The organism is Arthrobacter sp. DNA4 (assembly GCF_024362385.1).
In the GTDB taxonomy this organism is placed as follows: Bacteria; Actinomycetota; Actinomycetes; order Actinomycetales; family Micrococcaceae; genus Arthrobacter.
In genome coordinates this window covers 4,151,888-4,170,832 of sequence record NZ_CP101466.1, presented here as the reverse complement: position 1 = coordinate 4,170,832, position 18,945 = coordinate 4,151,888, and the positions used below count along the sequence as shown (strand labels likewise).

At 66.8% G+C, this 18,945-nt stretch carries 18 protein-coding genes, 1 pseudogene and 2 riboswitches; of the genes and pseudogenes, 7 read left to right on the top strand and 12 right to left on the bottom strand.

What is annotated here, in order from left to right; all coding sequences use genetic code 11:
• Window positions 1-10 precede the first annotated feature (10 nt).
• From NMQ03_RS19335 to NMQ03_RS19315, 5 genes are all read right to left on the bottom strand, one after another.
• Window positions 11-274, bottom strand: a complete 264-nt coding sequence (locus NMQ03_RS19335) for a DUF4235 domain-containing protein (RefSeq protein WP_255173550.1) — start codon at window positions 272-274, stop codon at window positions 11-13.
• Between the two features lie 98 nt (window positions 275-372).
• A complete protein-coding gene (locus tag NMQ03_RS19330; protein ID WP_255173549.1) occupies window positions 373-633 on the bottom strand; it encodes a CDGSH iron-sulfur domain-containing protein in 261 nt (86 codons plus the stop codon).
• A complete protein-coding gene (locus NMQ03_RS19325; RefSeq protein ID WP_255173548.1) occupies window positions 630-1,673 on the bottom strand; it encodes a glycosyltransferase family 2 protein in 1,044 nt (347 codons plus the stop codon). Before NMQ03_RS19325 ends, NMQ03_RS19330 begins: the two co-directional genes overlap by 4 nt.
• 35 nt (window positions 1,674-1,708) lie before the next feature.
• Complete coding sequence (locus tag NMQ03_RS19320) at window positions 1,709-2,764, bottom strand: iron-containing redox enzyme family protein (protein WP_255173547.1); 1,056 nt, start codon at window positions 2,762-2,764, stop codon at window positions 1,709-1,711.
• Between the two features lie 176 nt (window positions 2,765-2,940).
• The gene (locus tag NMQ03_RS19315) at window positions 2,941-3,483 is read right to left on the bottom strand and encodes a heme-degrading domain-containing protein (protein WP_255173546.1); all 543 of its coding nucleotides are present in this window, start codon (window positions 3,481-3,483) and stop codon (window positions 2,941-2,943) included.
• An 85-nt stretch (window positions 3,484-3,568) separates the two neighbouring features.
• Window positions 3,569-3,709, top strand: a riboswitch (TPP riboswitch).
• 67 nt (window positions 3,710-3,776) lie between these two features.
• On the opposite strand from NMQ03_RS19315, the gene NMQ03_RS19310 reads away from it, so the two are divergent.
• From NMQ03_RS19310 to NMQ03_RS19290, 5 genes are all read left to right on the top strand, one after another.
• Complete coding sequence (locus NMQ03_RS19310; protein ID WP_255173545.1) at window positions 3,777-4,400, top strand: ECF transporter S component; 624 nt, start codon at window positions 3,777-3,779, stop codon at window positions 4,398-4,400.
• Window positions 4,400-5,947 carry an ABC transporter ATP-binding protein gene (locus NMQ03_RS19305; RefSeq protein ID WP_255173544.1) on the top strand — a complete coding sequence of 516 codons (1,548 nt, stop codon included), beginning with the start codon at window positions 4,400-4,402 and terminating at the stop codon, window positions 5,945-5,947. Before NMQ03_RS19310 ends, NMQ03_RS19305 begins: the two co-directional genes overlap by 1 nt.
• Window positions 5,944-6,744: an energy-coupling factor transporter transmembrane protein EcfT gene (locus NMQ03_RS19300; RefSeq protein WP_255173543.1), complete on the top strand. Its 801-nt coding sequence runs from the start codon at window positions 5,944-5,946 to the stop codon at window positions 6,742-6,744. The genes NMQ03_RS19305 and NMQ03_RS19300 overlap by 4 nt, the downstream gene beginning before the upstream one ends.
• 129 nt (window positions 6,745-6,873) lie before the next feature.
• Window positions 6,874-8,397: a UDP-N-acetylglucosamine 1-carboxyvinyltransferase gene (locus tag NMQ03_RS19295; RefSeq protein ID WP_255173542.1), complete on the top strand. Its 1,524-nt coding sequence runs from the start codon at window positions 6,874-6,876 to the stop codon at window positions 8,395-8,397.
• A 69-nt stretch (window positions 8,398-8,466) separates the two neighbouring features.
• A complete protein-coding gene (locus tag NMQ03_RS19290; RefSeq protein WP_255173541.1) occupies window positions 8,467-9,693 on the top strand; it encodes a glutamate--cysteine ligase in 1,227 nt (408 codons plus the stop codon).
• A 70-nt stretch (window positions 9,694-9,763) separates the two neighbouring features.
• Here NMQ03_RS19290 and NMQ03_RS19285 read toward each other — a convergent pair whose 3' ends face one another.
• From NMQ03_RS19285 to NMQ03_RS19270, 4 genes are all read right to left on the bottom strand, one after another.
• The gene (locus tag NMQ03_RS19285; protein WP_255173540.1) at window positions 9,764-11,185 is read right to left on the bottom strand and encodes an HNH endonuclease signature motif containing protein; all 1,422 of its coding nucleotides are present in this window, start codon (window positions 11,183-11,185) and stop codon (window positions 9,764-9,766) included.
• Between the two features lie 246 nt (window positions 11,186-11,431).
• A complete protein-coding gene (locus NMQ03_RS19280; RefSeq protein WP_255173539.1) occupies window positions 11,432-12,640 on the bottom strand; it encodes an O-succinylhomoserine sulfhydrylase in 1,209 nt (402 codons plus the stop codon).
• Window positions 12,641-13,051 (bottom strand): rhodanese-like domain-containing protein, encoded by a 411-nt coding sequence (locus NMQ03_RS19275; RefSeq protein ID WP_224023473.1) that lies wholly within the window; start codon window positions 13,049-13,051, stop codon window positions 12,641-12,643.
• Window positions 13,048-13,323 (bottom strand): DUF1737 domain-containing protein, encoded by a 276-nt coding sequence (locus tag NMQ03_RS19270; protein WP_255173538.1) that lies wholly within the window; start codon window positions 13,321-13,323, stop codon window positions 13,048-13,050. The genes NMQ03_RS19275 and NMQ03_RS19270 overlap by 4 nt, the downstream gene beginning before the upstream one ends.
• Window positions 13,324-13,336: 13 nt before the next feature.
• Window positions 13,337-13,452, bottom strand: a riboswitch (SAM riboswitch).
• Between the two features lie 169 nt (window positions 13,453-13,621).
• Between NMQ03_RS19270 and opgC the strand changes: the two genes are divergently transcribed.
• A complete protein-coding gene (opgC, locus tag NMQ03_RS19265) occupies window positions 13,622-16,090 on the top strand; it encodes an OpgC domain-containing protein (RefSeq protein ID WP_255173537.1) in 2,469 nt (822 codons plus the stop codon).
• Between the two features lie 131 nt (window positions 16,091-16,221).
• Here the strand turns inward: opgC and NMQ03_RS19260 are convergent, their stop codons facing one another.
• Window positions 16,222-16,476, bottom strand: a complete 255-nt coding sequence (locus NMQ03_RS19260; protein ID WP_255173536.1) for a hypothetical protein — start codon at window positions 16,474-16,476, stop codon at window positions 16,222-16,224.
• A 222-nt stretch (window positions 16,477-16,698) separates the two neighbouring features.
• Between NMQ03_RS19260 and NMQ03_RS19255 the strand changes: the two genes are divergently transcribed.
• Window positions 16,699-17,403: a TetR/AcrR family transcriptional regulator C-terminal domain-containing protein gene (locus NMQ03_RS19255; protein WP_255173535.1), complete on the top strand. Its 705-nt coding sequence runs from the start codon at window positions 16,699-16,701 to the stop codon at window positions 17,401-17,403.
• Between the two features lie 40 nt (window positions 17,404-17,443).
• Here the strand turns inward: NMQ03_RS19255 and NMQ03_RS19250 are convergent.
• Window positions 17,444-17,908 (bottom strand): annotated as a pseudogene (locus NMQ03_RS19250) (pyridoxamine 5'-phosphate oxidase family protein).
• A 59-nt stretch (window positions 17,909-17,967) separates the two neighbouring features.
• Entirely contained in the window at window positions 17,968-18,894 is a 927-nt protein-coding gene (locus NMQ03_RS19245) for an aminodeoxychorismate lyase (protein WP_255173534.1), read from the bottom strand.
• Window positions 18,895-18,945 lie beyond the last annotated feature (51 nt).

Genomic DNA, 18,945 nt, shown 5'->3' with positions numbered 1-18,945 from the left:
CCCGGGGCAGCTAGACGATGTCCTGGCTCTTGGCGAACCGGGTGATGGCGCGCTGGGTGCCGCGGTTTGCCAGGACCTGGATGATGGCACTCACAGACGCTGAGATCAGCGCGAAGGTCAAAGCAGAGCGGAGGCTGGTGGGGACGTCCTCGTTCTTGCCGGTGGGTGCTTTCTGCCCCGTGGTCTTTTCCCAGATGGTGTTAACCAGCTTGGTGCCGGCCAGGCCTGCGCCGAGGCTCACGGCGGTCCCGAGCAGTTTGATGAGAAGGTTCATTGCTGGTACTCCTTGCGGGCGGAAAACGGACTGCCCCCAGCCTAGCCTCACACCCGGGCTGGTCCGGGCAGGGCGTGGCCGGCGGCCGGCTTTGGGGATCAGGCAGGGGGCTTCCCGGCCGGGGGTTCGGAGCGGAACTTGATCATCTTGTGCGTGCCGTCGCAATAGGGCTTGATGGCGGAGGCCCCGCACCGGCACAAGGCGACGGTCCTGCGCTCCCTGGGCACGGCGTCGCCGGAAGGGGTAACGATCTCGAACTCACCCCTGACAATGAGGGGACCATCCGGGCACACCACGATCGAGCTGGCGGCGGATTCCTGGTCCGCGTCTGTTCGTGTTCCATGCTGTTCGGGGTTCATGCCTGCACCGCATTCATCGTTGTTTCCGGCTTTCTGGCTTCCTGGCCTGCTGGGTTGTGTGGGAGCTTGCCGCCGTGGAGCAGCAGGAGCTTTGCCTCGGAGTGCGCCGCGGTCCTGAGCTTTCTGCCTGCATACGGCATGCCGCCGCTCCACCTGAAAGCAAGCGCAAGCCACACGCAGACCGCCCGCTCAGCTGCCCAGAAGGGCGCAAACCATGCTGCCGAGGCGGGAAAGACGGCGCTCCCGTTGTGCCGTCGTCGTCCGATTTCTGCGCAGGCCACAGCTGCTCCGGCGAGCAACGCGATGGCCGCCCGCCGTGCCCTTGCAGGGAGGAGGGCGGCGCCGGCGGCTGCAGGCAGCAGGGCAAGCTCCGCGGCCAGCCGCCGCGGCTGGGCCAAGTCGTCGTAGGCCTGCCGCACACGCTGGCGCAGGAAGTGCCGGGCAGTTGGCGGCCGGCGTGCCACGAACAGGTCCGGAAGGATCCGCTCGCTTCCGCCGGCCGCCTTGATGGTCCGGATGAGCTCCAGGTTTTCAAACAGCACGCCTGCGTAGCCCCCGGTGGCCAGTAGGGCGCTCCGGCGTACCCCGAGCGTCCCCGGGTAGTCGGCAGACCAGGCGCGGTTGAGCAGCGTCCTGGCCGTATCCCAGCGGGCGTGCCAGGGAAGGGGAGCGAAGTAGTTTTGCGGCCGCACCACGTCCGCGGACTTGAGATAGTGCACGACGGCGGCGAGGGACTCGCGCGTGTAGCGGACGTCGTCGTCGGCGATGACGAGGAACTCCGCACGTGAGGTGCTGGCACCGGTCATCACCCCTGCCACCTTGCCGTTGCCGGTGCCGGTGCGGCTTACCAGGTCCGGGCGGATGTGGCGGACCCCGCCGGGAAACGCGGCACGGTGGCGGTCGAAGAGGTTTTCCTCGGACCCGTCCACTACTATGACGGGCATCCAGCCCACCAAGCGGTGAAGGTAACCCGACAACTCGGCGAGGCCCGAGTCCCCGGTCCAGCGCAGGGGAAGGACGTATTCCGCGTCGTGTGCCACAAAACCCGGGGACGCCTCCGCGGGGGACCAGCCTGTCACGCTGCCGCCGGCACGGCCGCCCGAAGCGAGGTTTGCCCGGCTTCCCAGGAGGACATCAAGTGGCCGGAGACGCGGCTGTCGATGGCCATAACGGCCGTGGCACCGAACAGGACGTCCTCAAGGAGGCCAGGCTCAGCCTCAACCAGGCCGCCGGCAAGGTCCCGCCCGGCAATCTGTTCATGCACCGCGTCGGCTTCCACGTGCTCATCGAAATAGTGGGTGACGTCTGCGGCGAAACCATGCCGGCGGAATCCGTTGCCGTAGAAACGGTTGGGCTGGGAAGAGGTCATTTCGTACATGGCCAGGTGGCCGGTGATGGCCCCGCGCAGCCGCCGGTTCAGGCCGCACAGCGACATGAGGTTCACGGACGCGAGGGAGACGGCGGGGATGGTATCGATGTAGGCGCCGTACCTGTCGTCCAGGCCCAGCCCGCGCATGGTCCGGGCAAACAGCGCACTGTGCATCCGCTCCGGCCTGCCGCCGCCGTATTCGTCGGCCTGGATTTCCACGAGGGCAGCCTTGGCCCGGCCGGATAGCCGCGGAATGGCCCAGGTGTGCGGATCCGCTTCCTTCAACTGGTACACGGATTTGTGGATCAGGAACTCTTTGAGCTGCTCCAGGCTTGCCTTCCGTGCCACGAAGCGGGAAACGCTCGGGCCGGTGTCCATAGCGGCGAGGCCGAAAAGGACGTCGGCCACGGCATCGCTGGTCATGGCAATCCCGGCGGGCAGTTCGACATTACCGGCGGTTTGGCGTGCGGCGGCGCGAAGGGCGGCTTCAAAGGGTTCTTCGATCAGTCGCCGGACCCTGATCAGGGCCGGTTCCCACTCCCAAGCGTCGCTGACCCCGTCCAGGCCCGAGTAGTGCAGTTCGTACAGGCAAAAGAGTGACAGCTGGATGTCTTCGTCGGCAATGATGTCACCGGTACCCGCCACCTGCGCCGCCACCAGCCGGTACAGCCCGTCCAGCTCCGGAGTGGCAGCATCAGGGGCCTTGGACAGGGCCGCAAAGAGGGCGCTGCTGATGGGACCTCTGGTGTCCGGGATTCTCATGGTGCTCCTTGGTTGCCGCGCCGGTTCGGGGAACGGCCGCCGATGGTGCTCCCATTCCCTGTGGTGGTCGTACCCCGGGGGACAACATAGTAAGCATGATTACTAATAAAAGCTAAGCAGCCCGGGGCCGCTTGGCAAGTACCGGTGCGTGTCCCGCTGCGCCGGGTCAACCGGCGCTACTCGTCCAGAGCCGAACCCAGGATGTCGCGCAGTGCCTCCACCGCCAGTTCGTGGTCCTGAAGCTGCGGCAAGCCGGACACCGCCACGGAAGCCACCACACCAACGCCCGTGACCTGGATCGGAAACGCGCCCCCGTGTGCCGCATAGCGGGACTGGTCGAACCAGGCGTTGTCCTCGATCCGGCCGCCGCCCAGCCGGCCGCGCAGTCCCACCAGGAGGGAGGGCACCTCGTACCGCAGGGCAGTGCGCTGCTTGGCCCGGATCCAGTGGCCGTTGTCGGGCGTGGCGCCCGGAAGTGCGACATGGAACAGCACCTGGTCACCCTTGGCGATGTCGATGGCGATGGGCAATGACCGCTCCTTGCCCAGTTCAACGAGGAGCAGGCCCAGGTTCAACGAATCATCCAGCGAGAAGCCGGGGAACTGGAGCTCACGGACCTCTGCCTCGATGCGGGCAATCTGCGCCTCCAGTGAGCCCTCCGGCTGGGCGTCGCTGGAATCAGGATCGAACCCGGTTACATCCGGTGGATTGGCGGTCATGGCCCTCAATCTACTCCTGCCAGGTGTAAACTTGACCACGCCCAACTGGGCAAAATAGACAGCGTTACCCAACCACAAGCAACACTAAAAACGACAGGGGAGCGCCGCCGTCGGGCATCCTGGCACAGGCCGGGCACCGCAGGTGGGCGCTGAGAGTGCGGACAGCCGCAGACCCTCGAACCTGATCCGGTTAGTACCGGCGCAAGGGAGTCGAGTTCTCAAAGTGTCGCGGATGCACGGCCACAGGCCTGCACCCGGGTCCACTTTCCCCTCCTGTTTCCCAGGAGGATCACATGAGCACTGCAGCAATCAAGAAGACCACCAGTAAGTCCTGGCGCGTCGTGGACATCGTCGTCGCCGCGCTGGTGGCCATCGCGGGCGGCGTCATCTTCTGGGCATGGGACCAGGGTGCCGCCGCACTGTCCGCCCCCATGAACGCCGCCTACCCGCCCCTGACCGGACTGCTCGCCGGCGGCTGGATGATTCCCGGGGTGCTGGGCATGCTCATCATCCGCAAGCCCGGAGCCGCCCTGTTCTGCGAGACTGTAGCCGCAACCGGCGAACTGCTGATGGGTTCCCAGTACGGCGCCTCGGTCCTGTTCTCGGGTTTCATCCAGGGCCTGGGCGCGGAAATCATTTTCGCGATCTTCGTCTACCGCAAGTTCAACCTGCCCGTATCGCTGCTGGTAAGCGCCGCGGCAGGGTTCTTCTGCGGACTGAATGACTCGTTTGCGCCGTGGGGCTGGAACATTGCCTACTCCGGCGCGGACAAGCTCGCCTACATCGTGCTGACCACCCTTTCCGGGGCCATCCTGGCTGGCGCTTTGTCCTGGCTTGCCACCCGCGGCCTGGCCCGCACCGGCGTGCTGGGCTCCTTCGCGTCCCGCAAGGCTGCCACGGAGCCCGTCTTCTCCTGATGGCATCCTCCCAGGACGCCTCCGGCACGGTCCGGCCTGCCGCCATCGCCGCCCGCGGATGGGGCTGGCGGCACGCCGGAAGGGCCAAGCCCGCCGTCCACGGCCTTGACCTGGACATCGCCCCCGGGGAGCGGGTGCTCCTGCTGGGGCCTTCCGGCGCCGGGAAGTCCACCCTGCTGCACGCCCTGGCCGGCGTCCTGGGAGACATCAACGACGACGGCGAGGCAGGCGACGCCGACGAGTCCGGTTCGCTGCTGGTGGACGGAGCCCCGCCCCGGGCACGGCGCGGCCGTGCCGGTCTCATGCAGCAGGACCCGGAGACCCAGGTGGTCCTGTCGCGGGTGGGGGACGACGTCGCCTTCGGCGCCGAAAACCTTGCGGTGCCCCGCGACGCCATCTGGCCGCGCGTTCACGAGGCACTTGCCGACGTCGGGCTCGCCCACCTCCCGCTGGACCACCCGACGTCGGCCCTGTCCGGCGGCCAAAAGCAGCGCCTGGCGCTGGCGGGCATCCTGGCGATGCGTCCCGGACTGATCCTGCTGGACGAGCCCACCGCCAACCTGGACCCGGACGGCGTGCTGGAGGTCCGCGACGCCGTGGCCCGCTCCCTGGACAAAACCGGGGCGACGCTGGTGGTGGTGGAGCACCGGGTGTCCGTCTGGAAGGACCTGGTGGACCGGATCGTGGTCCTGCAGCCGGGCTCCGCCGCCGATCCTGCAGTGCTCCTGGACGGGCCGCCGGACCGAGTACTTACGGAGGCGCGGAGCATGCTCGCCGCAGCGGGCGTCTGGGTACCCGGGTACGTGCCGGCCACACGTGCCCGCGCCGCCGTCCCGGCTCCCGGCGCAGGCAGCCTCCTGCTGGCCGCAGAGCAGCTGGGCGTCTCCCGCGAACGCCCCCGCCGCAAAGGCTTCCGGAAGATCCTGCCTGTCCCGGTCCAGGAAGGCGTGGCCGCGCAGGTCCGCGCCGGGCAGGCCCTTGCCATCACCGGCGCCAACGGCGCCGGCAAGTCCACGTTCGCGCTGACCCTCGGCGGGCTGCTTGAGCCGGTGTCCGGAAAAGTGTCCGCGACGCTGGACCTCAGCCGCGGTGCCGGCATCGATCCCTACAAGTGGAAGGCCGAGCAGCTGATTTCGCGGGTGGGCACGGTATTCCAGGAGCCGGAGCACCAGTTCGTCACCGGAAAGGTGCTCGACGAGCTGCTCTTCGGCCCCCGGCACCTGGGGCACGGCGAGGACCGGGTTGAGGAACTGCTGGAGCGGCTGCGGCTTACCCAGCTGGTGGATGCCAACCCCTATACGCTCTCCGGCGGTGAGAAGCGGCGCTTGTCCGTTGCCACCGTCCTGGCCGCCAGCCCCCAGGTGCTGATCCTGGACGAGCCCACGTTCGGCCAGGATGCCAATACCTGGGCCGAACTGGCATCGTTCCTGTCCGAGCTCCTTGATGCGGGCACTGCAGTGGTTGCCGTGACCCATGATGCCGAATTCACGGAGGCGCTGGGCGGTGCGGAACTGCGGATGGCCGCGGCCGAAGTGGTGGCGCCATGAGGCAGCAACTCACCTTGAGCGGCAACCACGCCCTCCTTGCCCGCGCTAACCCTTTGAGCAAGTTCGCGGCGGTCCTGCTCATCACGGCCGTCCTGGCGCTGTCCATCGACTGGGTGTCGGCGTCCGTTGCCCTGGTGTTCGAACTTCTGCTGTTTCCCCTGGCCGGACTCACCTTGTCCCTGCTGTGGCAGCGCGGCTGGCCGCTGATCCTCGCCGCTGCCGTGGGAGGCTGGAGCACCTCCATCCTGGCGCCGGACAGCGGCAGGATCCTGCTCGATGCCGGCATCTGGACCATGAGCGAGGGGTCCCTCCAGCTGGGCATCGGATTCCTGTTGCGCGGTTTTGCGATCGCCCTCCCGGCAGTGCTCCTGATGAGCTGCACCGATCCGACCGACCTCGCCGACGCGCTCGCGCAGAAGGCACGCCTGCCGCACCGGTTCGTCCTGGGAACCCTCGCAGCGATGCGTTTGGTGGGGCTCATGGCCGAGGAATGGCAGACCATCGGGATGGCGCGGCGTGCCCGCGGCGTGGGTGCCCGCGGCAGCCTGGGCCAGCGGGTGAAGGCCACGCTGGGGCAAAGTTTCGGGCTGCTGGTCCAGGCCATCCGCCGTGCATCGAGGCTCGCGGTGACCATGGAGGCGAGGGGTTTTGGCGGCGGCCCGCGGACCTGGGCCCGGGTGTCCACCTTCAGCCCGCTGGACCTTTGGGTGGTGGCAGGCGGCGTCCTGGTGGCCGGGCTCGCCCTTTTCGCAGCTGTTACCGCCGGTACCTGGAATATGGTGTGGCTGGGGAGTTAAGCCATGCGGTCGGGGGCCAGGCAGGGCTCCCTATCGCACCGAATGGGTACCGCCCTCCTGGGATCCCCTTCCGGGCCGGTAGGTAGCTGCGATGGATCCCGGATAACTCATTTATGATATATTCGCCGTATGACCCAGGAAACCGCTGAACACGTTGCCGCCATGCTGAGGGACGCCCGGAGCGAGAAGGGGTGGACCCAGGGGCAACTGGCCGCCGAACTCGGCACCAGCCAGAGCGCCGTGGCCCGGATGGAACAGGGCAAGCAGAACTTGAGCCTGAAAATGATCCAGCGGCTGGAAAACATCTTTGACCGCAGCATCGTGAACGTGGCCAAGCCGCAGATGACGCACCTGCGGGTGGAAGGCGGCCGCACCCTGTCAGGGGCCGTCGACGTCAACAGCAGCAAAAACGCCGGCGTGGCCCTGCTGTGCGCCAGCCTGATCAACAGGGGCACCACCGTGCTGCGCCGCCTGGCCCGGATCGAGGAAGTCAACCGCATCGTCGAGGTGCTGACCAGCATTGGCGTCGAGTGCACCTGGCTCAATGACACGGATCTCCGCCTGCGCCGCCCTGCCGTCCTGGACCTGGATGCCATGGACGTGGACGCGGCACGCCGGACCCGCAGCGTCATCATGCTGCTGGGCCCCCTGCTGGATGAGTCCCGGGAGTACCGGCTTCCCTACGCCGGCGGCTGCGACCTGGGCACCCGGACCGTGGAGCCGCACATGCAGGCACTGCGCGAGTTCGACCTGTCAGTGGAGGCCACGGCAGGGTTCTACACCGTGCAGGCGCCGCCTGCCGATACCCGGGACCGCTCCTTCGTCCTCACCGAACGCGGGGACACCGTCACCGAAAATGCGATCATGGCCGCCGCGCACCGCGCCGGAACGACCGTGATCCGCAACGCCAGCCCCAACTACATGGTGCAGGACCTGTGCTTCTACCTGCAGATGCTGGGCGTCACCATTGAGGGCGTGGGCACCACCACGTTGAAGATCACCGGGCAGCCGGAAATTGACGCCGAGATTGAATACTTCCCCTCCGAGGACCCCATCGAGGCCATGAGCCTCATCACGGCCGGCATCGTGACCAACTCCGAGGTCACCGTGCGGCGGGTGCCCATCGAATTCATGGAGATCGAACTGGCCACGCTGGGCCAGATGGGACAGAAGCTGGAGGTTTCGGGCGAGTACATGGCGCGCAACGGCCGCACCCGCCTGGTGGACGTGACCACCAAGCCGTCCGAGCTGCGCGCCCCCGAGGACAAGATCCATCCCATGCCGTTCCCCGGGCTGAACATCGACAACCTGCCGTTCTTCGCCGTCATCGCTGCGAATGCCCACGGCCAGACCATGATCCACGACTGGGTGTACGAGAACCGCGCCATCTACCTGACGGAGCTGAACCGGCTCGGCGCGCAGGTGCAGCTGCTGGACCCGCACCGGATCTACGTCAACGGGCCCACCAAGTGGCGTGCCGCGGAGGTGGGCTGCCCGCCCGCGCTCCGGCCTGCCGCCTGCCTCCTGCTGGCCATGCTCGCAGCGCGGGGTGTGTCCGAGCTGCGGAACATCTATGTGATCGAGCGTGGTTACGAGGACCTGGCGGAGCGGCTGAACACCATCGGCGCCAAGGTGGAGTACTTCCAGGACTGACCCATTCACGCTTCGTCATGAACGGCGGGCCACGGTTCCAATGCCCGTCTGCTGTCGCAGAATATTCGTATGCGTACATTCGGCGTAGAGGAAGAACTCCTGATCGTTGATCCGGAGTCCGGGGAGCCGCTTGCCCTCGCCGACGCCCTCCTCGCCAGCCACCGCGTGGCAGCAGACGACCTTCCCGTCGGCCTGGATGGCCGCCATGCCGGCAACCAGGCGGATTACGACGACGAGATGGGCTTGAGTGCCGAGCTCAAGCTTGAGCAGATCGAGACGCAGACCCGGCCGTGCCGGGAGTACGGCGGCCTGCTGGAACAGATCCGTGCGGGCCGGGCGCTGGCCGACCAGGCAGCCCGGAAGCACGGTGCCAGGGTGGCGGCGCTGGCCACCTCACCGGTGGCATCGCCCAGCCACACCACGCCTGACCCGCGCTATGCCAGGATGCTGGAGCGCTTTGGCCTCACTGCCCAGGAACAGCTCACCTGCGGTTTCCACGTCCACACCTTCATCGAATCGCCGGAGGAAGGGGTGGCGGTCCTTGACCGTATCCGCGACAAACTGGCGGTACTCACGGCGCTGAGCGCGAACTCGCCGTTCTGGAACGGCGTCCCCACCGGCTTCGAAAGCTACCGGACCCAGGCCTGGAACCGCTGGCCTACAGCCGGCCCGGCCGGCATCTACGGAACGTACCCTGCCTACCGCCGGGTGGTAACCCGGCTGCTGGACAGCGGCGTCATGCTCGACGAGGGCATGCTCTATTTCGACGCCCGGCTCTCCCGCAACCACCCCACGGTGGAGGTGCGGGTTGCGGACGTATGCCTCCGTGCCGGGGACGCCGCACTCATCGCCGTGCTGGTCCGGGCACTCGTGGAATCCGCCAGCCGGGAGTGGCGGGACGATGTGGACCCTGCGCCGGTCCCCACTGTCCTGCTGCGCATGGCGTCCTGGCAGGCCAGCAGTGCCGGGTTGAGCGGCGAACTGCTGGACTTTGGCAACTTCCGGCCCGCGCCGGCTGCGGATGTGGTGCGTTCCCTGGTGGATTACCTGGCCCCCGTCCTTGACGAACAGGGCGAGCTCGCATTGGCCCGCCAGGGGGTGGAGGACATCATCGCCCGCGGGACAGGGTCCGCTGAACAGCGCCGCGCCCGCGACAAGGCCATGGCGGGCCAGCCGCCGGAGGATATGGGGTTCGGCGCCGTGGTACGGCAGGCCGTCCACCTGACCATGCGTGATGCCCTGGACCTTGCGGACGTTGAGGCCACGCCTGAGCTGCTGCGCGTGCGGCAGGCCTGACGGGTCAAGAGCCGCCAGGCGCGCAGACTTGTAGAACGGCAGGCGTAGAGACGCCGCAGCGAAGCGGGTGCTAGGTAGCGAGGCGCTGTAGAAGGACCTGTTCCAGCGGGCTTCGTTGTGCCGGCAGGATGCCCGGGGGCCAGTGGGTTGGTTCTGAGTCCTGGTGTTCGGCGTTGTAGTGCCGTCCCGTGGGTGAGGTCCAGCCGGGTGGTTCATTCTTGTTGGCCCGGTCCGGTGTCCATCTGCTGTGGTGTTTGAGCCGGTGGTGCTTAGGGCAGAGCTGTGCCAAGTTACTGGTTCCAGTGGTGCCGCTGTGTTCCCACGCTTGCAGGTGGTCGGTGTCGTTGTCGGGGGTGCGGTTGGTGCAGCCGGGGAAGGTGCATTTGGTGTCGCGCATCCTGATCCAGCGTTTGATGGCTGCGGTGAGCCGGTAGTTTTTGCGGCCGATTTCCAGTGGTGCCCCGTCGCGGGGGTCGACGAGGACCCGGTAGAAGGAGTCCGCCCCACCGGCGACGAGTTTGCGGGCCATGGACGCCGGGATTGGTCCGAAGCCGTCCAGTACGGCGGGTTCGTCGGTCACTCCGAGGAGGGCGAACACGGGCACGGTGACCAGGACGTCGGCCCGCGGGGTAGGGACTTCGCTGAGTTCAGTGGCAGTTCCAGCCCCCAGCAGCAGGGATGCTGCGATGTCGGGGCGGAGCTGGGTGAGGGTGCGCTCTTCGTCGGGGCCTTGGAGTCCGCGGGCGGTGGCGGTGGTCCGGTTCCAGATGGTGCGCGCGGTGTCCCCGGGCATGTAGAGGGAGATCCAGGCCATGCCATCCCGGTCGGGGGTGTATTCCATCCGCCGACCCGCCACACCCTTTGCATGGCGCTTCTCGATCGATTCCGGATGGTGGCGTTCCCGCCACCCGCGGACCTTGGCCCGGAACCGTGACGGGACGAGTTCGCCGGGGGCGGCACCCCGGGCCGGGTTCGGCGCAGCCGGGTCGAAGAAGTGCGTCACCAGGGACGCCGCGCCCCCGGAGGTGAGGCCTTCGGTTTCGTCAGCAATGATGCGGGCGTGCTGCCACGACATCGCGCCCGCGGCCAAGGCGTTCATGACGGGCGGCAGGGAGCAGATCCGCCGTGACTGCTCCACCAATGCCCCTGCTGCGCCGGAGCTGATGGTCAGGACTCCGGCGATCTCCTCGACCACCGACATGTCCGCGTACGTGCGGTCCTGCACGGAGGCGTCCGGCGGGGTCACGGCTTGCTGGAACTCCACTCCCTCAGCGACGTCCCGTGCCTTCACCGCAGCGAGCTGCGCCTCCAGCCGAGCCAAAAGCTCCAGTCGTTCCAGACGGATCTCATACCGCCGCTGCAACACATCCACACCGGCACAAGCACCGGCCCCGGCAGCAAGGAAAGAGTCCTCACTGTTCAGCGAATCGAGGGCGGCAACAGAGGCATCGATTGACGCCAGCACCACCCCGACACCACCGCTGATTCCCATACCGACATCATCCAACGAGGCACTGACATCGTATTTGGCCGCCACGGATTACGGTATTGGTGGCATGAGCCTCCTGCGGTAAGCTCGGGAACTTCAGGTGCAAGGAACCCATGCAACTGTGGGGCGACCGTGACACACTCCGGCGCGTGACGCCGTCGTACGCCTTCGAAGCTGAACTTTGATACCGCATTTCCCCCGGCCAGAGGGTCCACATACTGCTGGAAACTCAGGCAGGACCAGCCGCCGCTAGATCTGCTTCAGCGCCTGCTCCAGGTCGCGGAGGAGGTCCTCCGGGTCCTCGAGCCCCACCGAGAGCCGGACCACGCCGTCACTCAGGCCGATGGCGGCCCGCCCCTCCGGGCCCATCGCCCGGTGGGTAGTGGTGGCGGGGTGCGTGATCAGGGACTTTGCATCACCGAGGTTGTTGGAGATATCGATGATCCGCAGCCCGTCCAGCAGCGCAAACGCCGCTTCCTTGCCCGTGCGTCCGCCGGAAGGAGCGAGCTCGAAGGTAAGGACCGTGCCACCGGCACTCATCTGCTTTGCCGCCAGCCCGTACTGCGGGTGCGACTTCAGGAGCGGGTACTTCACCCAGCCCACCGCCGGCTGTTCCTCCAGCCATTCTGCGAGCCGAAGGGCGGTCGCCGAGGAGTGGTTGACGCGCAGGCCCATGGTCTCCAGGCCCTTGGTCAGAACCCAGGCGTTGAAAGCGGAAAGCGCGGGGCCGGTGTGCCGCATCAGCTGCTTCACCGGTCCGTCGATGAATTCCTTGGTGCCCAGGATGGCACCACCCATCACCCTGCCCTGCCCGTCGATGTGCTTGGTGCCGGAGTAGACGATCACGTCGGCGCCGAGGTCCCCGCAGCGCTGCAGCAGGGGAGTGGCAAAGACGTTGTCCGCCACCACGGTGGCCCCGGCCGCATGCGCCAGTTCACTGACGGCTGCGATGTCCACGATCTCCTGCATGGGGTTCGACGGGGACTCGAAGAAGACGGCGGTGGTGGGCTTGGACAGGGCTTCGCGCCACTGGTCCAGGTCCGGCCCGTCCACGAAGACCGTTTCCACGCCCCAACGGGGCAGGATCTCATTCAGGATCACAAAGCACGAACCGAACAGTGACCGGGCGGCCACCACCCGGTCACCGGCAGCCAGCAGGGCACCCAGCGCGGTGAACACGGCGGACATGCCCGACGCCGTCGCGAAGCATGCTTCGGCGCCTTCCAGCAGCCTGAGCCGTTCCTGGAAGGTGGCCACGGACGGGTTGCCGTAGCGGGAGTAGACAAAGCGCTCGTCCTCGCCGGTGAAGGCGCGTTCAGCTGCCGCGGCTGATTCGTAGACGAACCCGGAGTTCAGGAAGATGGCCTCGGATGTTTCCTGGAAGTTGGAGCGGTCCAGGCCTCCGCGGACTGCCTGGGTGTCGGGGTTCCAGCCGGGGGCGTCTGGGTTGAAGGCCACTTAGTTCTTTCCGAGGTTGGTGGGGAGGCCGCGGTTCTTCCAGCCATTGACGGTCCGCTCGCCGTAGCGGTCGGGCTCGCCTTCGAAGCCCTCCAGCACGCTGTACGCGGTGAAGCCGGCCTGGGTGGCGGCAGTTGCGGCCGCGATGGACCGCTGGCCGGAACGGCACAGGAACAGCAGTTCCGCGTGGGGATCCTCCGGCGCCTGCTCCTGCAGGTCCTTGACGAAGTCGGGGTTGGGGATACCGCCGGGAAAGGTCCACTGGATGAACAGGGGATCGTTGTCCGTGGCTTTGGTGTCCGGGATGCCGATGTGGGCCCATTCGCCCTCGGTGCGGACGTCCACCAGGATGGCGCCCTGCTCCAGCTTGGCCCAGGCTTCCTGCGGCGTCAGGTCTCCGGCGTAGCTCATGCGTGACCCTCGCCGTCGAACTCGCCCTCAAATTCGGCATCGAGCTGGTCCACGGCGGTCGCCACGGCGGCATCGGCTGAGGCGATGGCGGCCGGAAGGACGATTGCCTGCGCAACGATGACGGTGGTGCCGTTGAAGGTTGCCGCCGGGCTGCCGTGCAGGACATAGCCGTCGGCGAGTGCAGCGGAGATCCGCTCACAGAATTCACGGTTGTCCGCGCCGGTAATCAGGCGGTAGGACAGTTTTTCGTCAGGGGCGGGTGCGTCGGACACGACGGATCTCCTTCTTTCACGCTTGCAGCTCGAATCGGTCGATATGCCGAGTATTCACCTGAGGCACCCCGCCGCGAAAGGGAGGGTTGCCGACCGGCAAGTCAGGGCTTTGCACCGGTACTCATTACTCCCCAAAAACGTAACACCTGCCGCGCCCCGCCGCATCGCCGCCGTCGTCATGTTCCGTAATTGAGCCGTCCGCGACACGGCACGGGTAATGCCCGCGGGCCGATAAAGTTCTTACCGGGGGGCGCCGCCCCGTATCCAGAGCAATGAGTACCGGGGGGTCCTTGTCAGCATGCGGGCACACGTATCGCACCACCACGCCGCCATCCGGCGGAACCGTCCGCGTTCCATCGCAGCCTTTTTCGCCGCGGCCATCATCGCCCTCCTGGCCCTGGTGGTCCCGGCCGGACCGGCGCACGCCGCGCCTGCTGCACCGGACAAGGGCAAGCCCTGGCTGGGGGCGGTCCTCGAGTGGGGTGAGGATACGGCTGCGGGCTTCAGTGACCGGCTGGGCGCCAGCCCTGCCGTCTTCGGCCATGACATCACCATTCCCTACCGCGAATCGGAGCGGAACGACATGGACGGCTTCCTGCAGCAGACTGCTGCCAAAGGCGCCCACGCCCTGCTCACGGTGAAGCCGTCGGTGCCCCTGGACCAGCTCGGCACGGCCGAGGCGGAAGCGTTCGCAGCACAAGTGCGCGACCTGGCGTCGGGGTTCAAAGGCCAACTGCTGGTCCGGTTCGCCCCCGATATGAATACCGGCTGGGTGGCATGGGGCCAGCAGCCGGCCACGTACCGGCAAACCTTCCAGGCCGTGGCGGCAGCCTTCAAGAAGTACGACGGCGGCCGGGCCGCCATGGTGTGGGCGCCCTACCTGGGCAAGGACTACCCCTTTGAACGGAACCGGAATGCCCCGGAGCCGGGAAGCGAGGGGTTCTCCCTCCTGGATACGAATGGGGACGGGGCCTGGAACGGAAGCGACAGCGCCTATGCTCCCTATTACCCCGGCGATGACGCCGTGGACTGGGTGGGCCTGACCGCCTATCACGACGACACTTCCGGCGGGGCCGCCGTCAACACCACGCCGCGTCCCGGTGAACTCCAGGAGATGCTGACGGCATCCGGCAGCGAAAACTTCTACGGCACCTACGCCGAGGGACGCAAAAAGCCATTCCTCCTGCAGACCTCGGCCTTCTACAGCCCTGCGTCCGGTGGGGCACCCGAGGCGGACATCAAGACGGGCTGGTGGGACCAGGTGGTGGCCACTGCCACATCGCCCGCTTTCGGCGGGACGGCCGCCGTGGTGTGGGACGAGCGGACCAGCACGCGGGACACCGGCGTGGCAAGCATCAGCTGGCTGCTCACGGGAAGCCCGGATGTTGCCAAGTCCGCGCTCGACAGGCTGAAGGCATCACCGATGGTCACCGGCCCTGTCACGGATGTGGCGTCCACAGGCACCTACGTGCGGGCCAATACGCTCTCCGGTGCCGTCCCGTGGACCCTTGCTGCCGCCATGGTCATCCTCCTGGTGGCCCTGTGGCAGATTCCCCGCCGGATCAACACCGCCACGTCCTGGAGCTACCAGGACCCTTCCACCAGGGATTCGAGGGTGGATCTGCTGCGCGGTCTGGCCATAGTCTTCGTTGTGGTCAACCACCTGGGCATGGCCTCACTGTTCCAGTTGCTCACCCAGGAGGCGGTGGGCTTCGTGTCAGGCGCGGAGCTCTTCGTGCTGTTCTCCGGCCTGGTGGTCGGCATGGTGTACGGGCCCAAAGCCAAGCAGGACTTCGGCCGGGTGGTGGACCTGACATCCCGCCGTGCCGGGAAGCTGTACGTGACTGCGCTGGCCGTGCTGATCGGCGTCTTCCTTCTTTCCCTGCTCCCGTTCTTCCACACCGAGGCCCTGACCACGTTCGTGGACCAGGGGACCGGCGGGGCGGGACACGGTGGTGCTTACCGGACCTACGACCTCTATGCCGGCATGTCATCGCTGTTCCAGTTCCCCGTGCCGCCGCAGGTGCTGCTTACTATCGTGCTGCTGCAGTTCGGGCCTTGGCAGTTCAACGTCATGGGCCTGTACGTGGTGCTCCTGCTGGCCAGCCCGCTGATCCTTGCGGCGCTGAACCGCGGCAAGGCCGTCTGGGTCTTGCTGGCGACGCTCGCCGTGTACGCCGTGGGCGCGGTGACCCGGTTCAGGATCCTGCCGTCCCAGTTTGAGGACTCGTTCCCCCTGCTGGTCTGGCAGGTGCTTTTTGTGCTCGGGCTGGTGGTTGGCTACTACCGCCGCAGCATCGTTGCCTGGCTGTCGGCCCACACCTGGGTGGTGGCGGCCTGCACTGTGGCAGCGTTTGCCCTGGCCTTCCTGTCCTGGGGGAATCCTTACCTGGCCAACAACTACGACGTCCGCCTGGCGCTCATGCCGGACGCCTCCTACCGGGCCATGTATGACGCACTCTTCGGCCGGACCTACCTGGCGCCCGGCCGCCTGTTCAACGTCCTGGTCCTGGTGGTGGCCGCCTACGCGTTCCTCAGCGCTTACTGGAAACCGGTGGAGCGGGCCCTGGGCTGGTTCCTGATTCCGCTGGGCCGCGCCACGCTCTATGTGTTCATCATGCATGTGGTGCTGATCGCCGTCGTCACAAACATCCCGGCGCTCCAGCAGCAGAGCATTTTCCTCAACACCGCGGCCTACGCCGTGGTCCTGGGCCTGCTGTGGGTGATGGTCCGCACCAGGTTCCTTTTCCGGATCATCCCCACCTAGGGATCTCCCAGGCGCGGACTCCGGTTGCGGGTGGGGCGTCCGGACATGAAAATGCTGCGGCACAAAAGTGCCGCAGCATGTCATCGTTCGCCGCTGGTTGTCCTGGGGTCCGTTGGAGGCCCGGAAACAGCCTAGACGAGTCGCGGGTAGCTGCTGAGGATGTAGTCCGCAGCAGCAGGCCCTCTCATGCGCAGGCCGTTGTGGCGGGCCGAGACTTTGTGTTTCATGGCAGCCCAGAAACTGGACTCGGTGCCGGTGGGCTGTTCGTTAACGAAGCACCAGCTGGTGTACAGGCCGTAGAGGCGGTCGGGGTCCAGGTTGGTGTCGGAGGCGTGGTCTGCGTAGGTGGCTTCGTGGAGGAAAAGATCAAACTGCGAATTGGCCATGAGGCGTCCCTTCGCTCGGTGCCGTGGTGCCGCCGGTAGGCTCCAGCGGCGAACCTCGATGCCCTGCACAAGGTGGCAAAGGATTATGTAGTCGCTTTCCTTGAGAGGTCCAGAAAAGCTCAAGAGTTCATCTTGTCTACGATGTAGACTTTACCTGTAGACCAGATATGAGGCAACCGTCCCAGTTACTTCGGGACGAGGGCCGCCAGTGAGGACTTTTTGATGACTTCCGCCAACAGTTCCCAGCCAGGGCAGGCCAAAACGAGGCTGAGCAGGGACATTGTGCTGGCCAAGGCCCTGGAGCTGGTGGACGCCGAAAGCCTGGAGGCGCTGACCATGCGCCGCTTGGGGCAGGAGCTCGGCCGGGATCCCATGAGCCTCTACCGGTACGCCGAAAACCGCGCCGCCTTGCTGGACGGGATAACGGAGCTGGTACTCAACCAGCTCAGCATCCATCCGGAGGACCCGGACTGGAAAGCCCAGCTGCGGAAGATCGCCCACAGCCTGCGGACGCTTGCCCTGCAGCATCCCAATGTGGTTCCCCTGTTGGTGACGCGGCCCCTTTCCACGCCTCTGGGCCTTCGCCCCCTGGGCACGCTGCGGCCCCTGGAACAGATCCTGTCCCTGCTGGGCGCGGCGGGATTCTCGCCGGCCGATGCGCTCCACGTCTACCGCGCCTACTACGGCTTCCTCTACGGGCACATCCTGAACGAATTGCAGGAGTATGTGGTGGATCCGGAAGAGAACGAGGTGCTGTTGCGCCTGGGGCTCCACCGCCTGCTTACCAAGGAGTTCCCCAGGCTGCGTGCCCTTGCTCCCGCCCTGTCTGAGTACGACGGCGAGGCGGAGCTTGACCAGGGACTTGGCATCCTGCTGTCCGGGCTGGAAGCACAGCTGTCACGGCAGGCTGCAGGCCCCGCCGCCTGACGCTCCGTGGCCTTGTGGAGGCCGGATTACCCGGGCGGCGCTATTCGAAGGATGCCCGGCGCCGGTCCTGCAGGCGGGTGTTCCAGATGTCCGGCCGGTTTACGCGGAACCGGCGTCCGGTCAGGGCTTTGGCGTTCAGCCGGACGTAGTGGGCTTTTTCGCCCGGCTGCCACGGTTCCAGGCCGAGTGCATCCACTGCATCCTTCACACCCTGGTCCTCGATGATCTCCGTTTCGCCGCGCACCACTACGCTCCAGGCCTGTTCCGAGGCGGGGTCGTAGCCGTCTATTTCCAGTGCTGCTTACCGTTCCATCCGGGCGCCCCAAAGCTTTGAACCGGGTGCGGTGCGGAAGACGATGCTGCGCAGGTGGACAGCGTAGTTCACGGGGAAGATCTCGGGATGTTCGTCCACCACGATGGCCAGCCTGCCCACCGCGTCATTGTCGAGGAGTTCCCAGCAGTCGTCGAAGGACAGGTTTTCAATCGGCAGGTTTCGCGAGTCCATGGTCCACACCTTACGGGTGATGCGGGAGTGGGAAAAGGGATTGCGCCGCTTGTTGCGGCCTAGTGGATGCCGGCGAAAAGTCCGCTCAACTCGGCGGTCAGTTCCTTCTGGACCGACGGGGTGCCGATTTCCTTGCCGTCGATCCGGTTCACGGGCGCCAGCAGGCGGACACTGGAGATCAGCCAGACCGCATCCGCGTCCATGAGGTCCCTGGGCTCCAGCGGACCATAGCCCAGTTCCCAGCCCGCCGCCTTGGCGGCTGCGAAGAGGGCACCCTGGGAGGTCCCGGCCAGGATGCCGCTGTCCAGCTGGGGAGTGATGAGGCGCTTCACTGTTGTGCCGTCGTCGGACTGCTCCACATGCGCAAGCAGCACCGTGGACGTGGGGCCCTCCAGCACGCGGCCGTCGGAGGACAGGAAGATGACGTCGTCGGCGCCCTGTTTGTGGGCATGGCGCAACGCTGCCATGTTGACGGCGTAGGAAAGGGTCTTGGCGCCGAGGAGCAGCCAGGGTGCCCGTTCGGCCACGTCACTGTCGTAACCCCGGTCAAGGAGGATGACGTCGATGCCCGTTTCACGCTGCCTGCGGCCGGCAGCCCCGGCCGGCGACGCCTGCACCCAGGCCGTGGGCGCCTCGCCTTCAACGCCGCGGGTGACCACCAGTTTGACCACCAGTTCATCGGCGGCCGGGTCAGCCGGCGGGTTCTCGGACCGGTGCCGGCCCACCGCAGCGGCAATAACGCGCCGCCACGCGTCCTGCTCCGGGATGGCCAGGTCCAGCGCCGCGGCGGAGCCCGCAAGCCGGTCCAGGTGCGCCTGCATCTTCCGCACCGTTCCACCCACGGCCAGCATGGTTTCGAAGACGCCGTCGCCCCGCGTGACCCCCAGATCCGTGACCAGCAACTGGGGTTTGGCGGCATCGGCCACCCTGCCGTCGGGGAAAGCAGGATCGAGGAAGGCGAGAACCACGGGTGCTGGAGAGGTCATGGCACCAGCTTAGTGCTGGACCGCGGATAAGCTGGGCAGAGTGCACCGGCC

What these genes read in the sequence shown, in the direction of transcription:
- NMQ03_RS19335 (WP_255173550.1), bottom strand. Translation starts at nt 274, where the DNA reads ATGAACCTTCTCATCAAACTGCTCGGGACCGCCGTGAGCCTCGGCGCA.
- NMQ03_RS19330 (WP_255173549.1), bottom strand. Translation starts at nt 633, where the DNA reads ATGAACCCCGAACAGCATGGAACACGAACAGACGCGGACCAGGAATCC.
- NMQ03_RS19320 (WP_255173547.1), bottom strand. Translation starts at nt 2,764, where the DNA reads ATGAGAATCCCGGACACCAGAGGTCCCATCAGCAGCGCCCTCTTTGCG.
- NMQ03_RS19315 (WP_255173546.1), bottom strand. Translation starts at nt 3,483, where the DNA reads ATGACCGCCAATCCACCGGATGTAACCGGGTTCGATCCTGATTCCAGC.
- NMQ03_RS19310 (WP_255173545.1), top strand. Translation starts at nt 3,777, where the DNA reads ATGAGCACTGCAGCAATCAAGAAGACCACCAGTAAGTCCTGGCGCGTC.
- NMQ03_RS19305 (WP_255173544.1), top strand. Translation starts at nt 4,400, where the DNA reads ATGGCATCCTCCCAGGACGCCTCCGGCACGGTCCGGCCTGCCGCCATC.
- NMQ03_RS19300 (WP_255173543.1), top strand. Translation starts at nt 5,944, where the DNA reads ATGAGGCAGCAACTCACCTTGAGCGGCAACCACGCCCTCCTTGCCCGC.
- NMQ03_RS19295 (WP_255173542.1), top strand. Translation starts at nt 6,874, where the DNA reads ATGACCCAGGAAACCGCTGAACACGTTGCCGCCATGCTGAGGGACGCC.
- NMQ03_RS19290 (WP_255173541.1), top strand. Translation starts at nt 8,467, where the DNA reads ATGCGTACATTCGGCGTAGAGGAAGAACTCCTGATCGTTGATCCGGAG.
- NMQ03_RS19285 (WP_255173540.1), bottom strand. Translation starts at nt 11,185, where the DNA reads ATGGGAATCAGCGGTGGTGTCGGGGTGGTGCTGGCGTCAATCGATGCC.
- NMQ03_RS19275 (WP_224023473.1), bottom strand. Translation starts at nt 13,051, where the DNA reads ATGAGCTACGCCGGAGACCTGACGCCGCAGGAAGCCTGGGCCAAGCTG.
- opgC (WP_255173537.1), top strand. Translation starts at nt 13,622, where the DNA reads ATGCGGGCACACGTATCGCACCACCACGCCGCCATCCGGCGGAACCGT.
- NMQ03_RS19260 (WP_255173536.1), bottom strand. Translation starts at nt 16,476, where the DNA reads ATGGCCAATTCGCAGTTTGATCTTTTCCTCCACGAAGCCACCTACGCA.
- NMQ03_RS19255 (WP_255173535.1), top strand. Translation starts at nt 16,699, where the DNA reads ATGACTTCCGCCAACAGTTCCCAGCCAGGGCAGGCCAAAACGAGGCTG.
- NMQ03_RS19245 (WP_255173534.1), bottom strand. Translation starts at nt 18,894, where the DNA reads ATGACCTCTCCAGCACCCGTGGTTCTCGCCTTCCTCGATCCTGCTTTC.